The 24825-nt window shown below is 62.1% G+C and carries 21 protein-coding genes; 9 read left to right on the forward strand and 12 right to left on the reverse strand.

All coding sequences use genetic code 11. From position 1 onward, the window contains the following. Positions 1-153: 153 nt before the first annotated feature. Both F3H95_RS09345 and pobA read right to left on the reverse strand, forming a co-directional pair. The gene (locus tag F3H95_RS09345) at positions 154-1203 is read right to left on the reverse strand and encodes an NAD(P)-dependent alcohol dehydrogenase (RefSeq protein WP_149745738.1); all 1050 of its coding nucleotides are present in this window, start codon (positions 1201-1203) and stop codon (positions 154-156) included. Positions 1204-1348: 145 nt separating this feature from the next. Then, complete coding sequence (gene pobA, locus F3H95_RS09350) at positions 1349-2518, reverse strand: 4-hydroxybenzoate 3-monooxygenase (RefSeq protein WP_149745739.1); 1170 nt, start codon at positions 2516-2518, stop codon at positions 1349-1351. Between the two features lie 117 nt (positions 2519-2635). Between pobA and F3H95_RS09355 the strand changes: the two genes are divergently transcribed. The 3 genes from F3H95_RS09355 (at position 2636) to F3H95_RS09365 (ending at position 5848) form a co-directional block, all read left to right on the forward strand. After that, on the forward strand, positions 2636-3538 hold the full coding sequence (locus F3H95_RS09355; protein ID WP_149745740.1) for a helix-turn-helix domain-containing protein: 903 nt from the start codon (positions 2636-2638) through the stop codon (positions 3536-3538). Between the two features lie 115 nt (positions 3539-3653). After that, positions 3654-3992, forward strand: coding sequence for a hypothetical protein (locus tag F3H95_RS09360; protein ID WP_149745741.1), 339 nt, complete (start codon positions 3654-3656; stop codon positions 3990-3992). Positions 3993-4174: 182 nt separating this feature from the next. Beyond that, on the forward strand, positions 4175-5848 hold the full coding sequence (locus tag F3H95_RS09365; RefSeq protein WP_149745742.1) for an alpha-glucosidase: 1674 nt from the start codon (positions 4175-4177) through the stop codon (positions 5846-5848). Between the two features lie 29 nt (positions 5849-5877). Here the strand turns inward: F3H95_RS09365 and atzF are convergent, their stop codons facing one another. The 9 genes from atzF to F3H95_RS09410 form a co-directional block, all read right to left on the reverse strand. After that, entirely contained in the window at positions 5878-7611 is a 1734-nt protein-coding gene (gene atzF / locus F3H95_RS09370; protein WP_149745743.1) for an allophanate hydrolase, read from the reverse strand. A gap of 211 nt (positions 7612-7822) precedes the next feature. Continuing rightward, positions 7823-8800, reverse strand: coding sequence for a threonine/serine dehydratase (locus tag F3H95_RS09375; protein WP_149745744.1), 978 nt, complete (start codon positions 8798-8800; stop codon positions 7823-7825). 108 nt (positions 8801-8908) lie between these two features. After that, on the reverse strand, positions 8909-9790 hold the full coding sequence (gene mmsB, locus F3H95_RS09380) for a 3-hydroxyisobutyrate dehydrogenase (protein WP_149745745.1): 882 nt from the start codon (positions 9788-9790) through the stop codon (positions 8909-8911). Between the two features lie 33 nt (positions 9791-9823). Beyond that, positions 9824-11419 carry a GMC family oxidoreductase N-terminal domain-containing protein gene (locus tag F3H95_RS09385; protein WP_149745746.1) on the reverse strand — a complete coding sequence of 532 codons (1596 nt, stop codon included), beginning with the start codon at positions 11417-11419 and terminating at the stop codon, positions 9824-9826. Positions 11420-11525: 106 nt separating this feature from the next. After that, positions 11526-12485: a branched-chain amino acid ABC transporter permease gene (locus F3H95_RS09390; RefSeq protein WP_244617967.1), complete on the reverse strand. Its 960-nt coding sequence runs from the start codon at positions 12483-12485 to the stop codon at positions 11526-11528. A 53-nt stretch (positions 12486-12538) separates the two neighbouring features. After that, complete coding sequence (locus tag F3H95_RS09395) at positions 12539-13426, reverse strand: branched-chain amino acid ABC transporter permease (RefSeq protein WP_149745748.1); 888 nt, start codon at positions 13424-13426, stop codon at positions 12539-12541. Positions 13427-13430: 4 nt separating this feature from the next. Beyond that, positions 13431-14129, reverse strand: a complete 699-nt coding sequence (locus tag F3H95_RS09400) for an ABC transporter ATP-binding protein (protein ID WP_143124119.1) — start codon at positions 14127-14129, stop codon at positions 13431-13433. A 1-nt stretch (position 14130) separates the two neighbouring features. Further along, positions 14131-14913: an ABC transporter ATP-binding protein gene (locus F3H95_RS09405; protein WP_149745749.1), complete on the reverse strand. Its 783-nt coding sequence runs from the start codon at positions 14911-14913 to the stop codon at positions 14131-14133. A gap of 15 nt (positions 14914-14928) precedes the next feature. Beyond that, positions 14929-16131 (reverse strand): ABC transporter substrate-binding protein, encoded by a 1203-nt coding sequence (locus F3H95_RS09410; RefSeq protein ID WP_149745750.1) that lies wholly within the window; start codon positions 16129-16131, stop codon positions 14929-14931. A 174-nt stretch (positions 16132-16305) separates the two neighbouring features. On the opposite strand from F3H95_RS09410, the gene F3H95_RS09415 reads away from it, so the two are divergent. Next, positions 16306-17238, forward strand: coding sequence for a LysR family transcriptional regulator (locus tag F3H95_RS09415; RefSeq protein ID WP_149745751.1), 933 nt, complete (start codon positions 16306-16308; stop codon positions 17236-17238). 11 nt (positions 17239-17249) lie between these two features. On the opposite strand, the gene F3H95_RS09420 is transcribed toward F3H95_RS09415, so the two are convergent. Then, complete coding sequence (locus F3H95_RS09420; RefSeq protein WP_149745752.1) at positions 17250-18275, reverse strand: LacI family DNA-binding transcriptional regulator; 1026 nt, start codon at positions 18273-18275, stop codon at positions 17250-17252. Between the two features lie 146 nt (positions 18276-18421). Here F3H95_RS09420 and F3H95_RS09425 point away from each other — a divergent pair, with 146 nt between their 5' ends. The 5 genes from F3H95_RS09425 (at position 18422) to F3H95_RS09445 (ending at position 24822) form a co-directional block, all read left to right on the forward strand. Beyond that, positions 18422-20740, forward strand: coding sequence for an alpha-L-rhamnosidase (locus F3H95_RS09425; protein ID WP_244617951.1), 2319 nt, complete (start codon positions 18422-18424; stop codon positions 20738-20740). Between the two features lie 75 nt (positions 20741-20815). After that, positions 20816-22090 carry an ABC transporter substrate-binding protein gene (locus F3H95_RS09430; RefSeq protein ID WP_149745753.1) on the forward strand — a complete coding sequence of 425 codons (1275 nt, stop codon included), beginning with the start codon at positions 20816-20818 and terminating at the stop codon, positions 22088-22090. A gap of 65 nt (positions 22091-22155) precedes the next feature. Continuing rightward, a complete protein-coding gene (locus tag F3H95_RS09435) occupies positions 22156-23019 on the forward strand; it encodes a sugar ABC transporter permease (RefSeq protein ID WP_149745754.1) in 864 nt (287 codons plus the stop codon). Continuing rightward, positions 23016-23840, forward strand: a complete 825-nt coding sequence (locus F3H95_RS09440) for a carbohydrate ABC transporter permease (RefSeq protein ID WP_143124126.1) — start codon at positions 23016-23018, stop codon at positions 23838-23840. The genes F3H95_RS09435 and F3H95_RS09440 overlap by 4 nt, the downstream gene beginning before the upstream one ends. Positions 23841-23844: 4 nt before the next feature. Next, positions 23845-24822 carry an ABC transporter ATP-binding protein gene (locus F3H95_RS09445; protein ID WP_149745755.1) on the forward strand — a complete coding sequence of 326 codons (978 nt, stop codon included), beginning with the start codon at positions 23845-23847 and terminating at the stop codon, positions 24820-24822. The last annotated feature ends 3 nt before the right edge of the window (positions 24823-24825 follow it).

The raw sequence follows: 24825 nt of genomic DNA on the forward strand, positions 1-24825 counted from the left end.
ATCTTGCGATGACGCCTGCTATGCAGGTTGATCTGCTGCCTGTCGATGGCTTTTCCACGGCAGGATCAGCGAAGACCGGAAGGGCAATCACCGGAGGCAAAACGCGGCATCGGGGCGGGACTTTCATCCCGCCCCGATGTTTCTGGGATGCGATCAAGCCGCGGGAAGCGTCGCCATGTCGATCACGAAGCGGTAGCGCACATCGCTTCTGATCACGCGCTCGTAGGCCTCGTTGATATCCTTGATGTCGATCCGTTCAATATCGGCGGTGATGTCGTGCTTGCCGCAGAAATCCAGCATTTCCTGGGTTTCCTTGATCGAGCCGATCATCGAGCCGGAGAGGCTGCGGCGACCGGGGATCAGCGCGAAGGCATGCACCGGTACCGGGTTTTCCGGAGCGCCGACCAGCACCATGGATCCGTCGACCTTGAGCAGGTTGAGATAGGCGTTCCAGTCGATACCGGCACTGACCGTGCAGATGATGAGGTCGAAGGTGCCGGCGAGCTTGGTGAAGGTTTCGGCATCCGAGGTTGCGTAGTAATCCTTGGCGCCGAACTTCAGGCCGTCGTCCTTCTTGGAGAGCGACTGGCTGAGCACCGTGATGTCTGCACCCATGGCGGCGCCGATCTTGACGCCCATATGGCCGAGACCACCCATGCCGACGATGGCCACCTTCTTGCCAGGGCCGGCCTTCCAGTGGGCGAGCGGCGAATAGAGCGTGATGCCGGCGCAGAGCAGCGGCGCTGCCTTGTCCAGCGGCAGATTGTCCGGAATGGACAGCACATAGCCTTCCTTGACGACGATCGAATCCGAATAGCCGCCATAGGTCGGCGTTTCGCCATCGGCTTCCACGTCGTTATAGGTCTGGACGAGACCCGGCATGTAATGTTCGTTGTCGAGATCGCGCGTCTGGCAATGGATGCAGGAATCGACGAAGCAGCCGACGCCGACATGGTCGCCGACCTTGAACTTCGTCACATTGGCACCGACGGCGGTGACGACACCGGCAATCTCGTGGCCGGGAACCATGGGAAAACGGGAATTGCCCCACTCATTGCGGGCCTGGTGGATGTCCGAATGGCAGACGCCGGAATATTTGATGGAGATGACGACATCGTCCTCGCGCGGCTCCCGACGCTCGAACGTGAACGGTTCGAGGGGCTTGGACGCATCCGTTGCCGCATAGCCTCGTGCAATAGCCATGGTCATGACCTTCTGATCTGAGTGAAAATGGGGTGCTGCTTCGCGAGTGGAAGCAGCACGGACCATAACGCAGGAGAGGCCGGGCCGGTTTGTTTGATCCGCCGGATTTCTTGCACGATCCTCCGGCGGATCGCTTCTGCTCGTTTCAAAGTGGCAGGCCGACGTAGTTTTCCGCCATGGCTGTGGAAGCAGCTACGGAGTGAGTGAGGTAATCGAGCTCGGCCTCCTGGATCTTCTGGCCGAAATCGCCCGTATCGGGGAAGCGGTGCATCAGCGTGGTCATCGACCAGGAAAAACGAACCGATTTCCAGACGCGTTTCAGGGCGCGCGCCGAATAGGTATCGATGCCTGCGCTTGAATGATCGCCATAATAGTCGCGCAGACCCTCAAACAGGTAGTGAACGTCGCTGGCAGCGAGATTGAGCCCCTTGGCGCCGGTTGGCGGCACGATATGCGCGGCATCGCCCACCAGGAACATCCGGCCGAAGCGCATGGGTTCGGCGACGAAGGAGCGCAGCGGCGCGATCGACTTTTCGAAAGAGGGGCCGACCACCATGGCTTCCGCGTGATGGGCCGGCAGGCGGCGGCGTAATTCGTCGAAGAAGCGTTCGTCCGACCAGTTCTCCACCTTGTCGTCCAGCGTGCACTGCACGTAGTAGCGGCTGCGTGTTTCCGACCGCATCGAGCAAAGCGCAAAGCCGCGCGGGTGGTTTGCATAGATCAGTTCGTGGCTGACGGGCGGAATTTCGGCCAGCACGCCAAGCCAGCCGAACGGATAGATCTTTTCGAAATTCTGGATGGCCCCTTCCGGCACGGATTTGCGGCTGACCCCGTGGAACCCGTCGCAGCCCGCGATGAAATCGCAATCGATGCGGTGGGTTACGCCATCCTTCTCATAGGTGACATAAGGGTTCTCGCCATCGAAATCATGCGGATGGACATGGCCTGCCTCGTAGATTGTTTGGGCACCGGATGCTTCGCGTGCATCCATCAGATCGCGGGTGACCTCCGTCTGACCGTAGACCATGACGCGCTTGCCCGTCAGGGCAAAGAGATCAATGCGATGATCGCGCCCGTCGAAGGCGAGCGAATAGCCGTCATGCGGCAGTCCTTCGGCATGCATGCGGGCGCCCGCGCCAGCCTCGTCCAGCAGGCCGACGGAGCCCCATTCCAGCACGCCGGCCCGCACGCGGCCGAGGATGTAGTCCTTCGACACACGATCGAGGATGATGTTGTCGATGCCGGCCCGCGTCAGGAGCTGGCCAAGAAGAAGTCCGGCAGGGCCGGAGCCGATGATGGTGACCTGGGTGCGCATGTTCGTCCTCCCGAATTTGCATTTTGTCAGGCGGAGACTGCGGCAGAGAGGCATCCGGAACAATGGACATTTCGGCCAGCTTCTGGGACATTTTGACCATGTTGCGGAGGAGACGATATGGCGGCAGGCATACCCACCTACAGCCTTTATGGAGAGGAAGGTGGCGAACAACGCGAATTTTGGGTGCATTGCGAGACAATCGCGGCGCGCAGCAGCGGATATCGCTGGGAAATCGGCTTGCACCGCCATGAGAGCTTCCTGCAATTTTTGTACATTCGAACCGGATCGGGGGATGCAATCCTGCCGGCAGGAACGGTCGTGCTTCAGCCGCCTTGTGTAATTGCGGTACCGCCCGGGCCTGTGCATGGCTTCCGCTTTTCACCCGATATAGACGGGCTGGTGGTGACGCTGGTGCCGGATCGGCTGGGGCCCGGCGCAGACAATGCCGGGCCGCTGGCCGCCTTTGCCGATCCCCTGGTGCTGGCACTTGATGCAACGGCCGCCGACACGGCCTATCTGGAAACGACCTTCTTCCGCATCGCCGCCGAATATGCGGAGCAGCGGTCGGCACGCGAGCAAATGCTGGAGGCGCATGTGGCGACCGTGCTTGTGATGCTCGGCCGACTGCTCGCACCCGCCCTGCCCGAGGCGCTGCCGGATGTGAATTCTGCCCGCGTCAGATCACTGAATGACCTCATCCTGAAGCACCATCGCGCGCAATGGACGGTGGAGGATTACGCGCGACGACTGGGATTGTCTCCCACGCATCTCAGCCGCACGGTCCGGCAGGTGACAGGTCGTACCGTGCATGACCTGATCATGGAGCGCTCCATGGAGGAGGCCCGGCGCGCGCTGCTGTTTACCGGCCACAGCGTGCAGCACATTGCCGAAAACCTCGGCTATTCCGATCCCGCCTATTTTTCCCGCTGCTTTCGCCGGCAGATCGGCATGACGCCCCGTGCCTGGCGCGAGGAGGAACGCGCCCGAATGCGGAACAAACAGCCGGATCCCGATGTTTAGAGAGCGTCCCGAAACGGCATGAACGTAACGGGACTGGGACATGGAAACGGCAGACGGAAACAGATCTCCCCCTCGGGCAGGTCTGTTTCCGGCACCCGATACGGCGGAGACGGCAATGAGCGAGCACCTGCAGGAGGCGTCAAGCAACGGCAAGCTGGAGGTTGGCGGAGGCCAGTCGGAGGTGGGCTACAAGCTGGTCGCCACCCGTGAGCACGACGAAGCCGTCCGCGTCCGCATCAGCGTCATGGCGCCGCGCGACTGGCTGCTGAAGCAGGGCTTTCGCCATGAGGGAATGCTAGTGCGCCAGAGCGGCGAACGGCTTCCCGTGACCTTCGACGGCGAACTGGACGTGTCCGACAACATCTCCGTCACGCTCGGCGCCAGCGACATCATCTGCCCTTCCATCGAGGTCGCGCGGGAGAAATTTCCCGAACTGGGAAAGGTGGCGGGGTAAGGTCGACCATTTCCAGCCAGAGCCCTCGCAGGCGAGGTACCGGCTCCTTGGTGAAATCGTCAAGCCGCATCGGATTGCTTGGAGTATCTTTCTCCCCGGCCCCTTTTTACCGAAAACGGGGGTGACGCTGCATCAGAATGTCCTAGGTTGACGAGGCAGATGCAGTCTCTCGAGGAGGAACCATGACCGACGCCGCCCGTCCGAACCCCGCGGTCAATCAGGAGCGCCACTGGTGGCATTCCTCGACCGTCTACCAGATCTATCCGCGCAGCTTCTCCGATTCGAACGGCGATGGCATCGGCGACATTCCGGGCATGATCGAGCGGCTGGATTATCTGGAAGAGCTCGGCATCGACGTGATCTGGCTGTCGCCGATCTACACCTCGCCGATGGACGACAACGGTTACGATATTGCCGATTATCAGGATATCGCGCCGGAATTCGGCACGCTTTCCGATTTCGACCGCCTGGTGGCTGAGGCGAAAGCGCGTGGCATCGGCATCGTGCTGGACCTTGTCGTCAACCACACCTCGGATGAACACCTCTGGTTTGCCGAAGCCTGCAAGGGGCGCGACAACCCGTTCCGCGACTTCTATGTGTGGCGCGATCCCGCCCCGGATGGGGGCGTGCCGAACGAGCTTGCCTCCTATTTTGGCGGCTCGGCCTGGGAATTCCATGCGCCCAGTGGCCAGTATTATCTGCACCTCTTCTCCCGCCGGCAGCCGGATCTCAACTGGGAAAATCCGAAGGTGCGCGCCGAAGTCCATCGGATGATGAACTGGTGGCTGGATCGCGGCATTGCCGGCTTTCGTATGGACGTGATCGACCTGATCGGCAAGCAGGTGGATGCGAAGATCACCAGCGATGGCCCGCATCTGCATGATTACCTTCAGGACATGCACCGCGAAACACTGGCAGGTCGCGACGTGCTGACGGTGGGCGAAACCTGGAGCGTCACCCCCTCCTCCGCGCTTCTCTATTCAGGCCGGGCACGCGGCGAACTCTCCATGGTCTTCCAGTTCGAGCATGTGACGCAGCGCTGGGACGAAACCTATGGCAAGTGGCGCTCGAAGCCCGCCGATCTGGTGGCGCTGAAGGCCGTATTTTCCAAGTGGCAGCGGGCGTTGTCGGAGGATGGCTGGAACTCGCTGTTCTGGGGCAATCACGATCTGCCACGCGCCGTTTCCCGTTATGGCGACGACACGGCGTTTCCGGTGGCGTCGGCCAAGACGCTTGCGACCGTTCTGCATCTGATGAAGGGCACGCCCTATATCTATCAGGGCGAGGAAATCGGTATGACCAATGTGCCATTCCAGTCAATCGACCAATACCGCGACATCGAGACGCTCAACATGTATCTGCTTCAGACGGAGACGGGCCTTTCGCCGGAGGCCTTCATTCGTGGTGCCAACGAGAACAGCCGTGACAATGCGCGTACGCCCATGCAGTGGACCGGTGGTGCCCACGGTGGCTTCACCACAGGCACGCCGTGGATCGAGGCGAATCCCAACCATGTGACAATCAACGCCGAAGCGGCGGTTGCCGAGGAAACCTCCGTCTTCCACCATTACCGTCGGCTGATTGCGCTGCGCAAAACCCATGACGTGATCGTCTATGGTCACTACCAGTCCTGGCTCGACCAGCATCCGCAGGCCTTCGTCTACACGCGCAGCCTCGGCGAGGAACGCCTGACAGTGATTGCCAACATGTCGTCCGAGCCGCTGTCGCTGGAACTGCCGGATGAAATTGTGGGCGAAGGTGAACCCCTGATCTGGACGCATGAGCCGATCACGGCGATCGGCCAAAGCCTGCAATTGGCGCCCTGGGAATCCTTCGGGCTACTGCTCCGCAGGTAAACGCGCTGTCGTCCAACCGTCGGAAAGCGTCAGCGGCGCACCGACAGCCAGGCCCGCCAGCCGCCGTGTTCGCTGATGTCCTCGGCGGTCACGGTGGCCGCTGCCTCGACCAGAAAGCCCTTTGCTTCCGTTCCGTCGGCCAGCGAAATGACGCCCATCGAAAGCGGCGCGCCAAGCCCTGCCGCCAGCGCCCCAAAGGCATCGCGCTCCAGCGACCAGACCTCGGTTTCCACCGGAATTCCCTCTCCCCGCCCGACGCGCAGCAGGCCGGGACGTGCGGGGAGCGGCGAGGATAGCGCAAACAGGCGATAGTCAGGCACTGTCTGCGTGGTGCGCAGGAAGCTTGCGCCCGCCGCCTTCAGTTCCCCATTCAGCGAGAGGCCGGAGAGGTGCGATCCGAATACCGCAAGTTCCACGCGTCCGCCCGTGGCGCGAAGCGGCGCAGCGGAGCGCATGCCGGCGCTGGCCATGCGGCCCATGGCCGATAACAGTCCGTCAGTGCCGCGAGGGCCGATCAGACAGAGGCTGGAGGGGAGCCCGTCGCTCCGCTGTCCCACCGGCACGCTGATTGCCGCAAGATCCAGCAGATTGACGAAGTTGCTGTAGGTGCCCATGTGCGAGTTGTAGCGCACCGGCTCGCGCGCCAGATCGGACATCGTATAGAAACGCGGTACGGTTGGTACGGCGACACAATCGAGCCCCTCCATCAGTCCCTCCACACGCCGCTTCAGTTCTGCAAGGCGATAGAAGGAGTCGAAGGCTTCGATGGCACCCATTTGCCGGGCTTCGCTGAGGATTCCGAGTGTCACCGGCAGAATGGTGGAGGGCCGCTCCTCGATCAGGGTGCGGAAGCGCAGATAGCGCTCCGCAAGCCATGGCCCTTCGTAGAGCAGGCGGCCCGCTTCGATAAAGGCCATGAAATCAAGCTCGACGATCTCCGCGCCAAGATCGGCCAGCCGTTCAAGGTCTGCTTCATAGGCTGCCTCTGCGGCGGAATCGCCGAAGAACTGCCGATGGTCGGGATAAGGCACGCCCACCCTTGGACGTGGCGGCACTGCCCCAAGTGACGGTTCTGGCATTCGGCTCGAATAGGGATCTTCCGGATCGAAGCCCGCGCAGACCTGCATGACCTTGAAGGCAAGCTCCACCTCCCGTGCAAAGACGGCAACCGTCTCCAGAGAGCGACAGGCCGTGACCACGCCTGTTGCTGGCAGCAGGCCGAAGGAGGGCTTCAGTCCGACAATGCCGTTCATCGCGGCAGGGATGCGGCCTGCCCCGGCCGTATCCGTGCCGAGCGCAAAATCGACGAAGCCGCGCGCGACCGCAACAGCCGAGCCCGAACTGGAACCACCCGGAATGAGATCGGCGCGCAAAGCATTCTGCGGGATGCCGAAGGGGGAGCGAACACCGACGAGTCCGGTGGCAAACTGGTCCATGTTCGTCTTGCCGACGAGGATGGCACCTGCGGCCTCCAGCCGCTCCACCACGGTGGCCGATCGCTCGGGTGTGTAGGAAAAGGCGGCACAGCCGGCAGTGGTCGGCATGCCTGCTACATCGATATTGTCCTTGACGGCAAACAGCATGCCGTAAAGCGGCTTGCCGGCAACATCGCCGCCTTCCAGGCATTCCGCCTCGGCCAGCGCCTCCTCCCTCTTTTTCAGTGAGATGAAGACGGATCGATCCCTCAGGGTCTCCAGCTCGCCATACACACTGGCAACATCGCGGACGAGCGGGAAGAACGAAGACCGTACGGCTGAACGCATGGAAGGTTCCGTTGAATGCTGGCGAGCTGATTTGGAAAGAGTCTACCGGATTCCTAAAACAGTTGCAGTCATTTTAGCAATTACATGGGGATTTTTGCGCAAGTGATACTGCACAACCTGTCCCAGACGGAATCCCGGCATTGCCGATGTAAGGCGAGGGCCTGCTTCCATCCACTCTTGGCTTCCCGGTTGGCCCTGTCGGGGCAGAGGATCACGCGCCGTAGCGGGAGAGCGCCCCGGAAAAGATGTCCGGATCGACGTTGCCGCCGGATCCGACGGCGATCACCGCATCGCCCTTGATCTCATCGGGACGGAAAAGCGCTGCAGCAAGCGCCACCGCACCGCCTGGCTCCAGTACAATCTTGAGGCGGCTGAAGGCCAGTGCCACGGCACGCAGCGCCTCCTCATCGCTGACGGCAAGCCCCGGTCCGCACAGGCGGCTGGTGATCGGAAACGTCAATCGCCCGGGTTCCGGGGTGATGATCGCATCGCAGATGCTGCCGCCCAGTCGCACATTGCGTTCGATCTGTCCGCTTTTCAACGAGCGTGCCGTATCATCGAAGCCCTGTGGCTCCACCGGGCGGGCTCTGAGGCCGGGAGCCCGCGCCTCCAGCGCCAGTGCAATCCCGGCGGTTAACCCGCCACCACCGCAGCAGACCAGCACGTCAGCCTGCTCGATGCCTTCTTCCCTGGCCTGTCCGGCAATTTCCAGCCCGACCGTCCCCTGCCCGGCAATCACCTGCGGTTCGTCGAAGGGCTTGATCAGCGTGAGGCCGCGTTGTTCGGCAAGGGCTGCACCCAGCGCGTCGCGATCTTCCCGCTCGCGGTCATACAGCACGACCTCGGCCCCATAGGCGCGGGTATTGTCGATCTTCAGCCGCGGTGCATCGGCCGGCATGACGATCACGGCGGCAATGCCATGCAATCTGGCTGCCAGCGCCACCCCTTGCGCGTGGTTGCCGGAGGAAAAGGCAATCACGCCGCGTTTGCGGACCTCCGGCTCCAGCGCGGAAATCGCCGACCAGGCGCCGCGAAACTTGAAGGAACCGGTACGCTGCAGGCATTCCGGCTTCACGAAGACGCGCCGGCCGGCGATCTCATCCAGAAAGGGAGAGGAGAGCAGCGGCGTGTAAAGTGCCCGGTTGCCGATGCGCGTCGCAGCCGCCTCGATCATCTGAATGGTGGTCATGCCTGTCTTGCCCTTCCTCATGCCTCGAAGCCGCGGCACGATAGGACGCATCCGGACGCTGAACAACGGAAATCCGGTCACAGCGGTCGACGGGAGGTGGACTGCGAGTCAGCCCGCTCCGCGCAGCATCTCGATGATGGCGGAAAAGTCGCGCCCGCCCTGCCCGGCCTTGTTGAACAGGCCGTAGAGTTGCGCCGCTTCTGCCCCGAGCGGCGTGGCAGCGCCGGTGGCCAGAGCCGCCTGTTGCGCAAGCTTGAGGTCCTTCAGCATCAGGCCGGCGGCAAAGCCCGGCACGTAATCCCTGTTGGCGGGCGAGGTCGGCACGGGACCGGGCACGGGGCAATAACTGGTGAGCGACCAGCACTGGCCCGAAGACGTCGAGGCGACGTCATAGAGGGCCTGATGCGAGAGGCCGAGCTTTTCGCCAAGCGCGAAGGCTTCGCAGACGGCGATCATCGAGATGCCAAGGATCATGTTGTTGCAGATTTTGGCGGCCTGCCCTGCACCTGTCGCGCCGCAATGCACGATCTTGCGGCCCATCGCCTCCAGCAGCGGAAGAGCGCGCGCAAAGGTATCGCCGGTGCCGCCCACCATGAAGGTCAAGCTCCCGGCACTGGCGCCCCCCGTGCCCCCGGACACCGGCGCGTCGAGGCTCGCAAGGCCGGCGCTCTCGGCAATCGCATGCGCCTTGCGAGCGCTTTCCACATCGATTGTGGAGCAATCGATCACCAGGCTGCCGGGTCTTGCCTTGCCGGCAATGTCCGTCCAGACGGTCACCACATGCACACCGGCCGGCAGCATGGTGATGATGACCTCGGCTGCCCGGATTGCGTCCAGAAGATCGGCGGCAAGTTCAAGGCCTGCATCGCTGGCCGCATCACGCGCAGAGGAAGACAGATCGAATCCCTTGACGGCGTGCCCGGCCTTCAGAAGGTTGGCGGCCATCGGCAGCCCCATATTGCCGAGGCCGATGAATGCGATACTGGCCATCTTTGCTCTCCTCCCTCTTGGAGTTCTTGTTGTCTATCTGTTGTCGGCGAGGATCATCTCGGCCGCCTTTTCGGCGATCATGATCGTTGGCGAATTGGTGTTGCCGGAGGTGATGGTCGGCATGACGGAGGCATCCGCGATGCGGAGCCGACCGAGTGCCCGCAGCCGCAGGCGCGGATCGACGACGCTGTCGGGATCTGTGCCCATCCGGCAGGTGCCGACGGGATGGAAGATGGTGGTGCCAATGTGACCCGCTGCCTCCACCAACTGCTCCTCCGTCTCGTAGGACGGCCCCGGCTTGTATTCCTCGGGGTGGAATTTTGCGAAGGACGGTTGCCGCGCGATGGTGCGGGCAAGGCGGATCGCCTTCACCGCCACCTGCCGGTCGCTTGCGGCGGACAGATACTGCGGCGCGATGCGCGGCTGCTGCGCGAAATCGGGTGAACGGACATGAACGGAACCGCGGCTGTCCGGCCTCAGGTTGCACACGCTTGCGGTCACCGCCGGAAAACGGTGAACGGGATCGCCGAACTTGTCGAGCGATACGGGCTGGACGTGAAACTGCAGATCAGGCGTCTCCTTCTCAGGCCCGGACCGCGTGAAGATACCAAGCTGGCTGGGCGCCATCGACATCGGTCCGGAGCGGCGCAAAAGATACTCAAGGCCGATCGCGGCCTTGCCGAGGAAGGCCGAGGCTTTTTCGTTGAGGGTCGGAACGCCCGTGACCTTGAAGACAACGCGGAGCTGGAGATGGTCCTGCAGGTTGGCGCCGACGGCCGGCATCTCCCGTACCACGTCGATGCCCGCCTCCTTCAGCACGACGGGATCACCGATGCCGGACAATTCCAGGAGATGCGGCGAGCCAATCGCGCCGGCCGACAAGACCGTCTCCCGACGAGCCCGGAAGCGCTTGCTCACGCCGTCATGATGTACCTGGACGCCCGCGACCGCGTCATCCTCGATGATCAGCCGCTCCGCATGTGCCTTGGTCAGCACCGTCAGATTGCCGCGGGCAAGGGCCGGTCGCAGGAAGGCCTTGGCGGTGTTCCAGCGCACACCGGACCGCTGGTTGACGTCGAAATAGCCGCTGCCTTCGTTGGTGCCGCGGTTAAAATCGGCGGTTTCGGGAATGCCGGCCTCCTTCGCCGCCTGCTGGAAGGCCTCGAGCACCGCCCAGCGTACACGCGCCCGCTCCACCCGCCATTCGCCGCCGGCGCCATGCATGTCGTCGGCGCCTTTGTAGAAATCCTCGGATTTGCGAAACAGCGGCAGTACGTCGTCCCAGCCCCATCCCTCGCAGCCCAGCTGTCGCCACTGGTCGTAGTCGCGCGCCTGGCCGCGCATGTAGATCATGCCGTTGATGGACGAGCAGCCGCCCAGCACCTTGCCGCGGGGGTAGTTCAGCGCGCGGCCGTTCAGGCCCTCTTCCTTCTCCGTGGTGAAACACCAGTCGGTGCGGGGATTGTTGATGCAGTAGAGATAGCCGACCGGAATATGGATCCAGTGATAGTTGTCATTGCCGCCAGCTTCCAGAAGAAGCACGCGCGTGTTGCGATCCGCGGCCAGCCGGTTGGCGAGCACGCAGCCGGCCGATCCGGCGCCGATCACGATATAGTCGAAGGTCTCCATATCCTGTCTCCACAGGGCGCCATCCTCGCAGACCACAAGTCCGCAAAATGGCGTCTTTCAGCGATGGTTCGAAATGGGCCGGCGCCGCAATGACCCGGCCCGAGGGTCAGTGTCGGTGATCGAGCCCCAGCCGGCGGCCGAGCCGCGAGGCATTGAACTCGCCTATAATGCCGCGCCGGAAGAGCAGCACGCAGACCATGAACACCACTCCGGTGATGATGGTGACCGGGAATCCGGTCGTGGCGAGATAATTGCCGAGCCCGACGATGAAACCGGCCCCGACGACCGGCCCGAACATCGTGCCGATGCCGCCGAGCAGCGTCATCAGGATAACCTCGCCGGACATCTGCCAGCCGACATCGGTCAGCGTGGCGAACTGGAAGACGAGCGCCTTCAGTCCGCCGGCAAGCCCTGCCATGGCGGCGGAAAAGACGAAGGCTCCGAGCTTGTAGCGCTGCACGGAATAGCCGAGCGAGGTGGCGCGCGCCTCGTTTTCCCGGATCGATTTCAGGATCATTCCGAAGGGCGAATGGACGAAGCGCCAGATCAAAAAAAGGCCGATCAGGAAGGTGGCGGCGACCGTGTAATACATGGCCAGCGGCTGGTTGAGATCGATCATGCCGAGCAGATGCCCGCGCGGGACGGACTGGATGCCGTCCTCGCCTTGCGTGAATTTCGCCTGGAGGCAGAAGAAGAAGAACATCTGCGACAGCGCCAGCGTGATCATGGCGAAGTAGATGCCCTGGCGGCGGATAGCGAGAGCGCCCATCACGAAACCGAGCGCTGCGGCGCTCGCCACTCCGGCGAGAATGCCAAGTTCCGGCGGAAAGCCCCATTCCTTCACCACATGGGCAGTGACATAGGCCGCTCCGCCGAAGAAGGCGGCATGGCCGAATGACAGAAGTCCCGTATAGCCGAGCAGCACATTGAAGGCGCAGGCGAACAGGGCAAAGCACAGCACCTTCATCAGAAATATCGGATAGACGAAAAAGGGTGCTGCGAGAAGCAGAGCGAGGGCGAGAAGCGCCAGCCCCAGTCTCAGGCCGGATGCGCCAGCCGGAACCACGCTGTCTGCGTCCGCGATGCTGGCGGGAGCGGTGGAATGCGTGCGTGCCATGATCAGGCCTCCCGTCCGAAGAGGCCTGCCGGCCGGATGAGCAGAACGATCGCCATGATGACGAAGACCACGATGTTGGATGCCTCCGGATAAAAGACCTTGGTGAGGCCCTCGGCGATGCCCAGCATGTAGCCGGTGATGATCGACCCCATGATCGAGCCCATGCCGCCGACGACGACCACGGCAAACACGACGATGATGATGTTGGATCCCATCAGCGGTGACACCTGGTAGACGGGAGCGGCCAGCACGCCGGCAAAGGCGGCAAGCGCGACGCCGAGGCCATAGGTGAAGGTGAGAAGCACAGGCACGTTGACGCCGAAGGCCTGCACCAGCGTTGCGTTTTCGGTCGCGGCGCGCAGATAGGCGCCAAGCTTCGTCCGCTCGATCAGGAACCACGTTGCAAGGCAGACGACGAGGGAGACGACGACCACCCAGCCACGATAGACCGGCAGGAACATGAAGCCGAGATTGGTGCCGCCCGCCAGGGCCGCCGGTGTGGCATAGGGCTGGCCCGAGGCACCATAGATATAGCGGAAGGTGCCTTCCAGCGTCAGCGCCAGACCGAAGGTGAACAGAAGGCCGTAAAGCGGATCAAGCGCATAGAGTCGCCGCAGGAAAAGGCGCTCAACGACGGTACCGAGCAGGCCGACGATGACGGGCGCCAGGATGAGCGCCGGCCAGTAGCCGATGCCGGCAAAGGTCAGCAGCAGATAGGCGGTAAAGGCCCCCAGCATGTACTGCGCGCCATGGGCGAAGTTGATCATGCGCAACAGGCCGAAGATGATGGCAAGCCCGAGCGACAGCAGCGCATAGAAGGACCCGTTGATCAGGCCGATCAGCAACTGTCCGAGCAGCGCCTGAAGCGGGACGCCGAAGATCATCGTCATGGCATCATACCCCCAGAACCTTGTGCAGCATGTCCATGCGCTCGGGCAGTTCCTTCACGGGGAACTCCGAGACCACCTGGCCATGGTCCATCAGATAGAAACGATCGGCGATCCGGGCGGCAAAACGGAAATTCTGTTCCACCAGCACCACGGTCATGCCGCGTTCCTTGAGCGTTTTCAGGACTTCGCCGATGCGCTGGACGATGACCGGGGCAAGCCCTTCCGTCGGCTCGTCCAGCAGCAGCACCTTGACGCCGGTGCGCAGGATGCGGGCAATCGCCAGCATCTGCTGCTCGCCTCCCGACAGGCGCGTGCCGGGGCTGTTACGCCGCTCGTAGAGATTGGGAAACAGCTCGAAGATTTCCTCGACCGACATGCCCTGCCCCACTGCCGGCGGCAGCATCAGGTTTTCGAGCACGTTCAGCGAAGCGAAGATGCCGCGCTCTTCCGGTACGTAGCCCAGTCCGCAATGGGCGGTGCGGTGCAGCGGCACCTGCATCAGATCGTGGCCGGCGAGCCGGATTTCGCCGCGCCGCTTGCGCAGGATGCCGACGATGCTGCGCAGCGTCGTCGTCTTGCCGACGCCGTTCCTGCCGAGAATGGTGACCATCTCGCCTTCGCCCACCTGCATGTCTACGCCGTGCAGCACGTGGCTTTCGCCATACCAGGCGTTCAGTCCCCTGATGTCGAGAAGTGCGGTCATCTCACGCCTCCTCCGTACCCATATAGGCGGTGCGCACGCGTGGATCGCGGCTCACCGTGTCGTAGTCTCCTTCTGCCAGGATCTCGCCCCTCTGCAGCACGGTCACGTGCTGGCAGAGATCGGCGACAACGGAGAGATTGTGCTCCACCATCAGCACCGCCCTGGTCTTTGCCACCTCGCGGATCAGATTGGCGATGGTGCCGATATCCTCCTGGCCCATGCCGGCCATCGGCTCGTCGAGCAGCAGCACCTTGGGATCGAGCGCCAGCGTGGTGGCAATCTCCAGAACCCGCTTTCGCCCATAGGAGAGATCGGCAGCAAGTGCATTGCGCTCGCGGGTCAGGCCGACCGAGGCCAGCAGCGCTTCGGCCTGTTCGTTCAGCCTGTCCAGTGCCGAGAGCGGCTGCCAGAACTGGTAGGACAGATGGTTGTTGCGCTGGAGGGCGACACGGACATTGTCCAGCACAGACAGATGCGGAAAAACGGCCGAAATCTGGAAGGACCGCACCAGGCCCATGCGCGCCACCTTGTCCGGTGGCGTGCGGGTGATGTCCTGTCCCATCAGCATGATCGAACCGGCAGTCGGCTGCAGGAACTTGGTCAGAAGGTTGAATACGGTCGTCTTGCCCGCGCCATTTGGGCCTATGAGTGCATGGACCTCGGCATGACGGACGTCGATATCGACGTCGCGCACGGCGGTGAAGGCGCCGAAATCCCGGCGCAGGCCGCGGGCGGAGAGAACCACCTGCGATTCCGGCTGCTGGTGTTGGACAGCGTTCGTCATCGGCGCCTTCCAGCCTTACTTCACGAGGTCGCAGCCACTCTTGGCCGGATCGATATAGGCATCCTTGCCGGGAATGGTGGCGAGAACCTTGTAGTAATCCCAGGGCTCCTTGCTTTCGGCCGGCTTCTTGACCTCAAGCAGATACATGTCGTGGATCATGCGGCCGTTCTTGCCAACGGTGCCGCCGCGACCGAACACGTCATCGACAGGCAGTTCATGCATGACCTTCGCCACAGCTTCTGTCTCGTCGGTGCCGGCCTTCTGCACGGCCTTCAGATATTGCAGCACTGCGGAATAGGTGCCGGCATGGATCATGTTCGGCATCTTGCCGGTGCGCTTCAGGAAGCGTTCGCCGAACTTGCGGCTTTCCTCATCGCGATTCCAGTAAAAACCTTCAGTCAGCGTGAGGCCCTGGGCGGCCTGCAGGCCAAGACCGTGCACTTCCGCGAGCGTGAAGAGAAGCGCTGCCAGACGCTGGCCGCCCTGGGTGATGCCGAATTCGGCAGCCTGCTTGATGGCGTTCTGGGTGTCGGCGCCGGCATTGGCAAGACCCACCACCTTGGCGCCGGAAGACTGGGCCTGCAGCAGGAAGGAGGAATAATCGGTGGAAGCCAGCGGATGGCGCACCGAGCCCAGCACCTTGCCGCCGCTTGATTTGACGAAATCGCTCGTCTGCTGCTCCAGCGAATAGCCGAAGGCATAGTCGGCGGTCAGGAAGAACCAGCTGTCGCCGCCCTGCTTCACAAGCGCGCCGCCTGTGCCGACGGCCAGCGCATGCGTATCATAGGCCCAGTGGAAACCGTAGGGGCTGCACTGCTTGCCGGTGAGCTCCGTCGTCGCCGCACCCGTGACAATGTCGATCTTCTTCTTTTCCTTGGCAATGGCCTGCACGGCAAGCGCCACCGACGAGGTCGTCAGTTCCATGATGGCATCGACCTGGTTGGTGTCGAACCACTGGCGGGCGATGTTCGAGGCAATATCCGGCTTGTTCTGGTGGTCGGCATCAACGATCTCGACCGGCACGCCGAGAACGCTGCCACCAAAATCCTCGACGGCCATCTTGGCGGCCTCGACGGACGACTTGCCGCCGAAATCGGCATAGACACCGGACTGGTCGTTCAGGATACCGATCTTGACCTTGCCATCGGAAGGTGCGGCCACGGCTGCGGCCGCGCCGGCCACGAAGAACGCGGCGGACGCCAGAAGCATTTTGCGCATTATCGATCTCCTCCCAGAGATTCTCAAACAGGACAGAACTGTTCAGATTTGGCGAGGGGTTCTCCTCAAAACCGCGCCAATGCAGTCATCATCCGGTATCGGTTCGATTGACGCAACCCGGCGTCGAGACTAATTGCAAACAGGTTCTGTTCATTTTTGGACAGAAGGAGGCCGATGATGCGTACACCCTTCACCTGGGACGATCTTCAGTTCTTTCTCGCCGTCGCCCGCTCCGGACAATTGTCCACCGCCGCACGCCAGTTGCGCACGAGCCATGCCACCGTCTCTCGCCGGATCGACCGGCTTGAGTTTTCGCTGAAGGTGAAGCTGTTCGAGCGCAATCCGAGAGGATACGTGCTGACGCCGCTTGGCCACCGTTTCGTTGAGACGGCTGAGAAGGTGGAGCAGGAGGCGGAGCGGCTGCAGGAGGAAATTTCCGGCGGCTCCTCTCTGCAGCGCGGCGTGGTGCGCCTGTCGGCGCCGGAAGGCTTTTCGAATTTTTTTCTGGCGCAGAAGCTGCCGGACCTGACGATGCGCTACCCCAACATCTCGCTGGAGCTTGTGACCATCCAGCAGATCATGGCGCTGTCACGCAAGGAGGCGGATCTGGCCGTGGTGCTCGATCCGCCAAAGGCGGGCCCCTATTATTTCGAACAACTGACCGAGTACCAGCTCGGGATCTTTGGCAGCGAGGCCTATCTGGCCCAGCACGGGCCGCCCGCTTCGGCCGAGGATCTGCTGTCGCATGCCTTCATCGGCTATATCCAGGACATGATCTTCGCGCCCGGCCTCGACTATCTCGGCGACATTCATCCGCGCATCCGCCCGGGTTTCCAGAGTTCCAGCATCTTTTCGCAGTTGACCGCCACCCGCAACGGGCTGGGCCTTTGCGTGCTGCCGATGTTCATCACCCGGCAGTATCCCGAGCTTCGGCCGGTGTTGCCGGATGTCGTGCTGCGGCGACATTACTGGATTGCCTGCCACCACGATCTTCTGCAGGTGGCCCGCGTGCGCTCGGTGATGGAGTTTTTGCGCAGCAGCATTGTCAGCAATGCCGAAGCCTTCCTGCCGCCCGCCAATCGTCAGGACGTCGCCGGCAAGGCTTAACCTTCAACATTTCAGAGACTTCCGCGCGCAATCACCCGAGGCTGGATCAGCACATGTTCCGCCTCGCGTCGTCCTTCGATGCGACTGAGCAGCAGGTCACTGGCGCTACGGCCAATCCCCGACGGATCCTGGTCTATGCTGGCAAGGTCCACCAGCGGCAGGGCGGCGACCGGTGAATTGTCGTAGCCGATCACGGCAAGATCGGTCGGCACGCGCAGGCCGGCCTCGCGAGCGGCAGCGAGGATCGGGACCGCATCGAGATCCGACCAGACAAACAGGGCGCGGGGTCTGCCCGGATGGGCGAGGAGGGACTTGATTGCTTCATCGCGCGGTTCCTCCGGGGGCGGCAGGCGCAGAATGCGTTGCCGGTCTGCGAGATCGAGGTCGCGCATCGCCTCCTGATAGCCGACCTCACGCTGCAGGCTCACGACCGACGGCGGGGAGCCCGTCCGATCATATCCCACCATGGCAATGTCCCGGTACCCTCTGTCGTGCAGACACCGGACCGCCAGCATCGCGCCGATGCGGTCGTCGGAGTTGACGGTATCATAGCCGGTCGCTTCCGGTTCGTGATGGCCGATCACGACAATCGGGATCTGTTCGGCAAAGCGCTCCACCATCCTGTCCGAAATGCGCGGCGCCACCAGGATCACGCCGTCCATGCGGTTGTCGATCATGGTTTCGATCATGCTGGCCTCGATCACGCTCGCGCCGCGGCCGACGCCGATCATGGTCTTGTAGCCGGATTGCGAGAGCGCTTCGTTCACCGCGTCGATGACGGGCGGCAGGAAAGGATTGAACAGATCGATGACGAGGATGCCTACCGTATAGGTTCGTCCCCGCATGGCGCGCGCTGCCACGGAGGGGCGGTAGCGCAGCTTCTCGATGGAGGTCTCCACCTTCAGCCGGAGGGCCTCCGATACACCATAGGCATTGCGCAGGACCTTGGAGACGGCGGCGACCGAAACGCCGGCATCGTGGGCGACATGGCGGATGGTGACGCGCTCCACAGGTTCCTTAATCTCTTGTTTTTTCATGGAAGTTTCCAAGCCTGCGTCTGAATGCGCCAACTATAGGCAAAAAATGGTTGCGCGGCAAACGAAGATGTAGAATGATACACATAGAACGGTTTACACAATAGTGCGCGACGACCTTGGGAGAGGTCTGGCGCAGGAGGATCTTCATGGACAGACCCGTGGCATCCGGCATCCGGCCGGCACTTTCGCTTGCTCATTTTCAGGCCGCTGAGATGATCGCGCCGTCCTGTGATAAGGGGCAGGGAACGGCCGGAACATTCGTATCGCGGATCTTTGCGCTGCCATCGGTGCCGCAGTCTGCCAGCCTTCGCCTCTCTGCCCAGGGGCTCTATCGCGCCTTCATCAATGGCCGCCGGGTGGGCGATGACCTGCTGACGCCGGGCTGGACCTGTTATGATGATCGCATGGCCTATCAGACCTACGAGGTCGCACCGCTGTTGCAGGCTGGTGATAATCGCATCGAGATCTGGCTGGCCGATGGCTGGTACCGCAGCCAGATCCTCTGGGCCATGAATCCGATCTTCAACTGCTGGGGCGACCGGATCGGCGCGATTGGCGAACTGGAAGCCGATGGCGTGATCTGCCTCTCGACGGATGCTGGCTGGAAGAGCGGCTTTTCACCGGTGACCCGCAGCGGCATCTATTACGGTGAGGATTTTGATGCGCGCATCGTGCCTGCTGACAGCGACGGCGTCGAAATTCTGGCTTTCGACAAGGCTCTGCTGGTGCCGCATGAGGTGGATGGCGTCAAGGAACTTGCACCGCTTGCGTCCGTCGAGACCTGGACGGATCCGGAGGGACGCCTGCTTCATGATTTCGGTCAGAATGCCGGCGGCTATGTCCGCATTCGCGTGCGTGGCCCTGCCGGTGCGACGGCGCAGGTCGAGCATTCGGAAATTCTGGGGCCTGATCGCGTCTTCGACAACCGCAATTATCGCAGCGCCCGGGCAGCGCTCCTCTACACGCTCAGCGGACAAGGTGAGGAAGTCTATGCGCCCTTTTTCAGCTTCATGGGGTTCCGTTATGCGCGCGTCACGCTGACGGGCGGTGCGGAGCTTCTCGGTATCGAGATGGTGCCGATCAGTTCGGTGCCGGTCGCGGCTGGCGGTTTCCGTTGTGGCGTCGATGCCGTCAACCGTCTGGTGGAGAACACCATCTGGTCGCAGCGTTCGAACTTCATCGAGGTTCCAACCGATTGCCCGCAGCGTGACGAGCGCCTGGGCTGGACGGGAGACGCGCAGGTCTTTGCCGGTACGGCCTGCTGGTTGGCCGACAGCGAGCGGTTTCTGGCAAAATACCTGCGCGACGTGATGCATGACCAGCGCGACAATGGCGCAGTCTCTCACTTCTCGCCCGACCCGACCCGGCTTCACCCGATCGACAAGCGCGGCGATTGGGCCGGCTCCACGGGCTGGGGAGATGCGATCGTCATCATCCCCTGGCAACTCTACCTGCATTATGGCAATCCAGCCGTTCTTGAGGAATGCTTCCCGGCCATGCAGGCCTGGCTGGATTATCTCTGGGGCATTTCCGACGGACCGATCATCCGCCCGCCGGCGGTCTGGGGCGAGCATGGCTTCACCTTCGGAGACTGGCTGCAGCCGGTTGGCGACAACCGCAAGCCGCGACCGACCGTGGCCGACGACTGCGCGGCAACCCTTTATCATTTCATTTCGACCGATCTTGCCGCCCGCATTGCCCGTATTCTCGATCGTCCGCAGGACGCCGAAAGGCTTGCTGCCCGCGCGGCGGCCATCCGCGCGGCCTTCCGCCAGGAATTCTTTGCGCCCTCCGGTCGCATTGCCCACAACGACCAGACCTCCTGGGCGCTTGCCTTCCTCTACGGTCTGGTGCCGGAAGAGTATGAAGAAGCGGGACGCGCCTATTTCCGTCGTGTCGTTGAAGAGACGGATGGCGTGATCGGCACAGGCTTCATTGGCACACCTGCCCTGCTTCCAGCACTCACCCGGCTCGGCATGCTGGATCTGGCGGAGAAGATCTTTATCAACCGCAAGGTGCCGGGCTGGCTCTATCAGGTGGAGCGCGGGGCGACTTCGATCTGGGAGCGCTGGGATGCGATTGGCGAGGACGGCTCGGTCTATGATCCGGACATGAACAGCTACAACCATTATGCCTATGGCGCGGTCTGCCAGTGGCTGTTCGAAGATGTGGCGGGGATTAAGCCGCGCGCAGACGCACCGGGTTTCGCCGAGGTCGAGCTTGATCCGGCCATCCTGCCCGCGTTGTCGCCGGTCAGTGCCTGGCATGATGTTCGCCAGGGACGCATCACCGCCGACTGGACGCTGGAGGGCGATCTGGTGCGTTACCGGGTCAATCTGCCGGAGGGTGTCAGCGGCCGCTTTGCGGCGCAGTCACGTCGGGATGTATCAATCGATGGTGCTGCAGCCACGGATGGCCTGGCCATTCTGGGGAGTGGTGAGCACGTCATCACCTTCCGGGTGTGATGTCGGTGGCGCTCCGGGCGGTTTGCCGCCCGGAGATCACAAGTTGATCTATGGTCTGAAGAGGAGGAAACGACCATGCGAATGACAATGCGCACGACCCTTGCATCGGTCCTGGTGGCCCTTATGGCATCCGCGGCCCATGCGGATGTGACGTTGAGCGTGCTGCTCGACACCAATTCGGAAACGACAGCGCTGTTTGAGGCACTCAGCAAGTCCTACCAGCAAAAGCGGCCGGATGTATCGTTCGACGTGGAAAGCCGCCCCGGCGGTTCCGAAGGCGACAACCTGGTCAAGACGCGGCTGGCCACCGGTGAAATGGCAGACATCTTCCAGTACAATTCGGGTTCGCTGTTCCAGGCCTTGAAGCCGGAAAGAACGCTCGCCGATCTGTCCGGTCTCGGCAACGCAGGCAACGTCACGGATATCTTCCGCAAGGTGGTAACAGCGCCGGATGGCACGCTGCGCGGTATTCCCTTCGGCCCCGCCATGGGCGGTGGCATCTTCTATAATCGCAAGATCTATGCGGATCTCGGTCTCCAGGTGCCGAAGACCTGGGCCGAATTCATGGCCAACAACGCCAAGATCAAGGCTGCCGGCAAGGTGGCCATCGCGCAGACCTATGGCGACACCTGGACCTCCCAGCTCTTCGTGCTGGCCGATTTCTACAATGTCAGCACGGCCCTGCCCGATTTTGCGACGAAGTACACCGCCAATCAGGTGAAATATGCCACGACACCGGTTGCGCTGAGGGGCTTCGAGCATATCGAGGAAGTGGCCAAAGCCGGTCTTTTCAATCCGGATTTCGGTGCCGCCCGCTTTGGCGACGGCATGCGCATGGTGGCGACCGGCAAGGCGGCGCATTTTCCCATGCTGACCTTCGGCATCGGCAATGTGAGCCAGAACAATCCCGAAGCCCTGCCGGATCTCGGCTTTTTTGCCCAGCCGGGCGATGATGCGACGAAGAACGGCCTGACGATCTGGATGCCGTCTGCACTCTATGCCCCCGCCAAGAGCGAGAATGCCGCGGAAGCAAAGAAATTTCTGGACTGGGCTGCCTCCCGTGAAGCTTGCGAGCAGATGGCGGCGGCCGTTCCGTCAGGCCCTTACCTGATCAAGGACTGCAGCTTGCCGAAGAGCATTCCGCAGGCCGTCAGTGACATGCTCCCCTACTTCGAGACGGCGGGGCGGACAGCGCCGGCTCTTGAGTTCCTGTCACCCATCAAGGGGCCGGCCCTCGAGCAGATCACGGTGGAAGTGGGGTCCGGCATCCGTTCGGCCAGGGATGCTGCTGCGCTTTACGACCAGGATGTGCAGAAGCAGGCCAAGCAGCTGGGCCTTCCCAACTGGTAAGCAAAAATCCTCCCAGGAAGCTCGTCCGGCATTCGTCCGGGCGGGTACTGTTTCGGAGATGGACGATGATCGTTCAAAAATCCCCCTATCCCTACTGGTTCGTGATGCCGGCCGCGGTGGTGTTCAGCGTGTTGTTCCTCGCCCCGACGCTCGCATCGCTCTGGTTCAGCCTGACGCGCTGGGACCTGTTTTCGGCGCAGTTCATCGGCCTTGAGAACTACCGGCAATTCCTCAGGGAACCCTTTCTGATCCAGGGCCTGATCAACACGGTGATCTATGCCTTTGCGACCTCTGCCACGAAATCCGTGTTTGGCCTGCTACTCGCGGTCCTGCTGACCTCCGGCATCTGGGCGCAGGGCTTTTTGCGCGCCGTGATCTTCTTTCCCGTGCTGGTCTCCACGATCGGTGTCGGCATCACCTTCTCCGTGCTGATGCACCCGACCAACGGCGTCATCAACGTGGCGCTTTCCGTAATCGGCATCCCCGGTCCGGGCTGGCTGACCGATCCGGCACTCGCGCTCTATTCAATCATCCTCGTCGACTTCTGGAAGGGGCTCGGGCTTGCAACGCTCATCTATATCGCGGGCCTGGCCTCCATCAGCCCGGATTATTACGAGGCCGCTCGCATTGATGGCGCCACCCGCACGCAGATGTTTTTCCGCGTCACCGTTCCGCTTGTTCGCCCGGCAACCGTAACGGTCGTGACGCTCTCGCTGATCGGCGGCCTCAGAAGCTTCGACCTCATCTGGGCCATGACCCGTGGCGGCCCCGGCTTTTCCTCGGATGTGCTGGCAAGCGTCATCTACAAGCAGTATCAGGCAGGGTTTTACGGTCTATCGACGGCCGGCAACGTGATCCTGTTTCTTCTGATCGGCCTGATCATCCTGCCCATGACGGCCTGGTTCAATCGCAAGGAGGTGGATCTGTGACGCGGCGACAATTCTACACCGGCGTGATCTCGCTGGCGGTTGCAGGCGTGATCTTTATCCTGCCCTTCGTGTTTGTTCTTCTCACGGCCGTCAAGACGAAGCAGGACGCTGCGTTGCTGACCTTCAGCTGGCCGGTGGAATGGCACTTCCTGGACAACCTCACCGAAGTCCTCAGGACGCGCAACTACATGTTGTTGCTGGCCTATTTCAACTCCACCGTCATCACCGTCTGTTCCGTGACGCTGCTCGTCCTTTTCGGCGCGATGGTGGGCTATGTCTTGCAGCGACGCCCTTCCGGCTGGAACAAGGTGATCTATGCCTTCGTGCTGGCCGGTCTGATGATCCCGCCAGCCGTGGTTCCGACCATCTGGATCCTGCAGTCCGTTGGGTTGTTCAAGACGCTGACCGGCATGGTGTTCATCCAGGTAGCCTACGGGCTCGCCTTCTCGGTTCTGCTGTTCCGAAGCTTCATTGCCACGATCCCGCGCGATCTTGACGAGGCGGCAATCATCGACGGCGCAAAGCCCTGGCAGATCTTTTTCAGGGTCATCCTGCCGCTGCTGAAACCGGTGACCGTCACCGTCATCGTCGTCCAGTCGATCAGCATCTTCAACGATTTCACCAATCCGCTCTATTACCTGCCGGGGCGCGAAAACGTCACGGTGCAGCTGACCCTCTATAATTTCCAGGGTCAGTTCCAGACCCAGTTCAACCTGCTGTTCATGAACATTCTTCTGGTCACCATTCCGCCGCTGATCGTCTTTGTCTTCTTCAACAGGCAGATCGTGGCCGGCATGACGGCCGGTGCCGTGAAAGGATAATACCATGGCGAAAGTCGTGCTTGAAAACATCCGCAAGAGCTTCGGCAGCCTCGATGTCATCAAGGGCATCGACCTTGCGGTAGAAGACGGGGAGTTCTGCGTGTTTGTCGGCCCCTCCGGCTGCGGGAAATCCACCCTCCTGCGCATGATTTCCGGGTTGGAAACCTCCAGCGACGGCCGCATGCTGATCGGCGACAGGGATGTCACGCATGCAGAACCCTCGCAACGCGGGATCGCCATGGTCTTCCAGTCCTACGCGCTCTATCCGCATCTGACGGTGCGCGACAACATCGGTTTCGGTTTGTCTCTGGCCGGGCGCCCGAAGGCGGAAATCGCGGCGAAGGTGGAAAAGACCGCCGAGACGCTGCAACTTACCCATCTGCTGGATCGCAAGCCGAAGGCCCTTTCAGGCGGGCAGCGCCAGCGGGTGGCAATCGGCCGTGCCATCATTCGCGACCCCAAGGTTTTCCTGTTCGACGAGCCGCTCTCCAACCTCGATGCAGCGCTTCGCTCCCAGATGCGAATGGAACTGACCGACCTCCACACACGGCTCGGTGCCACCATGATCTATGTTACCCATGATCAGGTGGAGGCGATGACCATGGCGGACAAGATCGTGGTGCTGAATGCTGGCCGGGTGGAACAGGTCGGCTCGCCCATGGATCTCTACAACAGGCCGGCAAGCCCCTTCGTTGCGGGCTTCATCGGCTCGCCGAAGATGAACCTCTATGAAGGGGCGATCGCCGCTGCAGAGGGATGCGCCACCTACGGCATCCGCCCCGAGCATCTCAGCATGTCGACCAGTGAAGGCAAATGGAAAGGTACCATCCGGCATATCGAGCGGCTCGGTGCCGATACCGTGCTCTATCTTGATCAGCCGGACCTGATGTCCATCGTCGTGCGGGTTCCCGGAGATGCGGAGCTTGCCCTGCGGCAGGAGATCTTTGTCACCCCAATGCCCGGCAAGGAACACCGCTTCTAAGCA

The sequence above is a fragment of the Rhizobium sp. RU35A genome, from assembly GCF_900156005.1.
Taxonomy (GTDB): domain Bacteria; phylum Pseudomonadota; class Alphaproteobacteria; order Rhizobiales; family Rhizobiaceae; genus Neorhizobium; species Neorhizobium straminoryzae.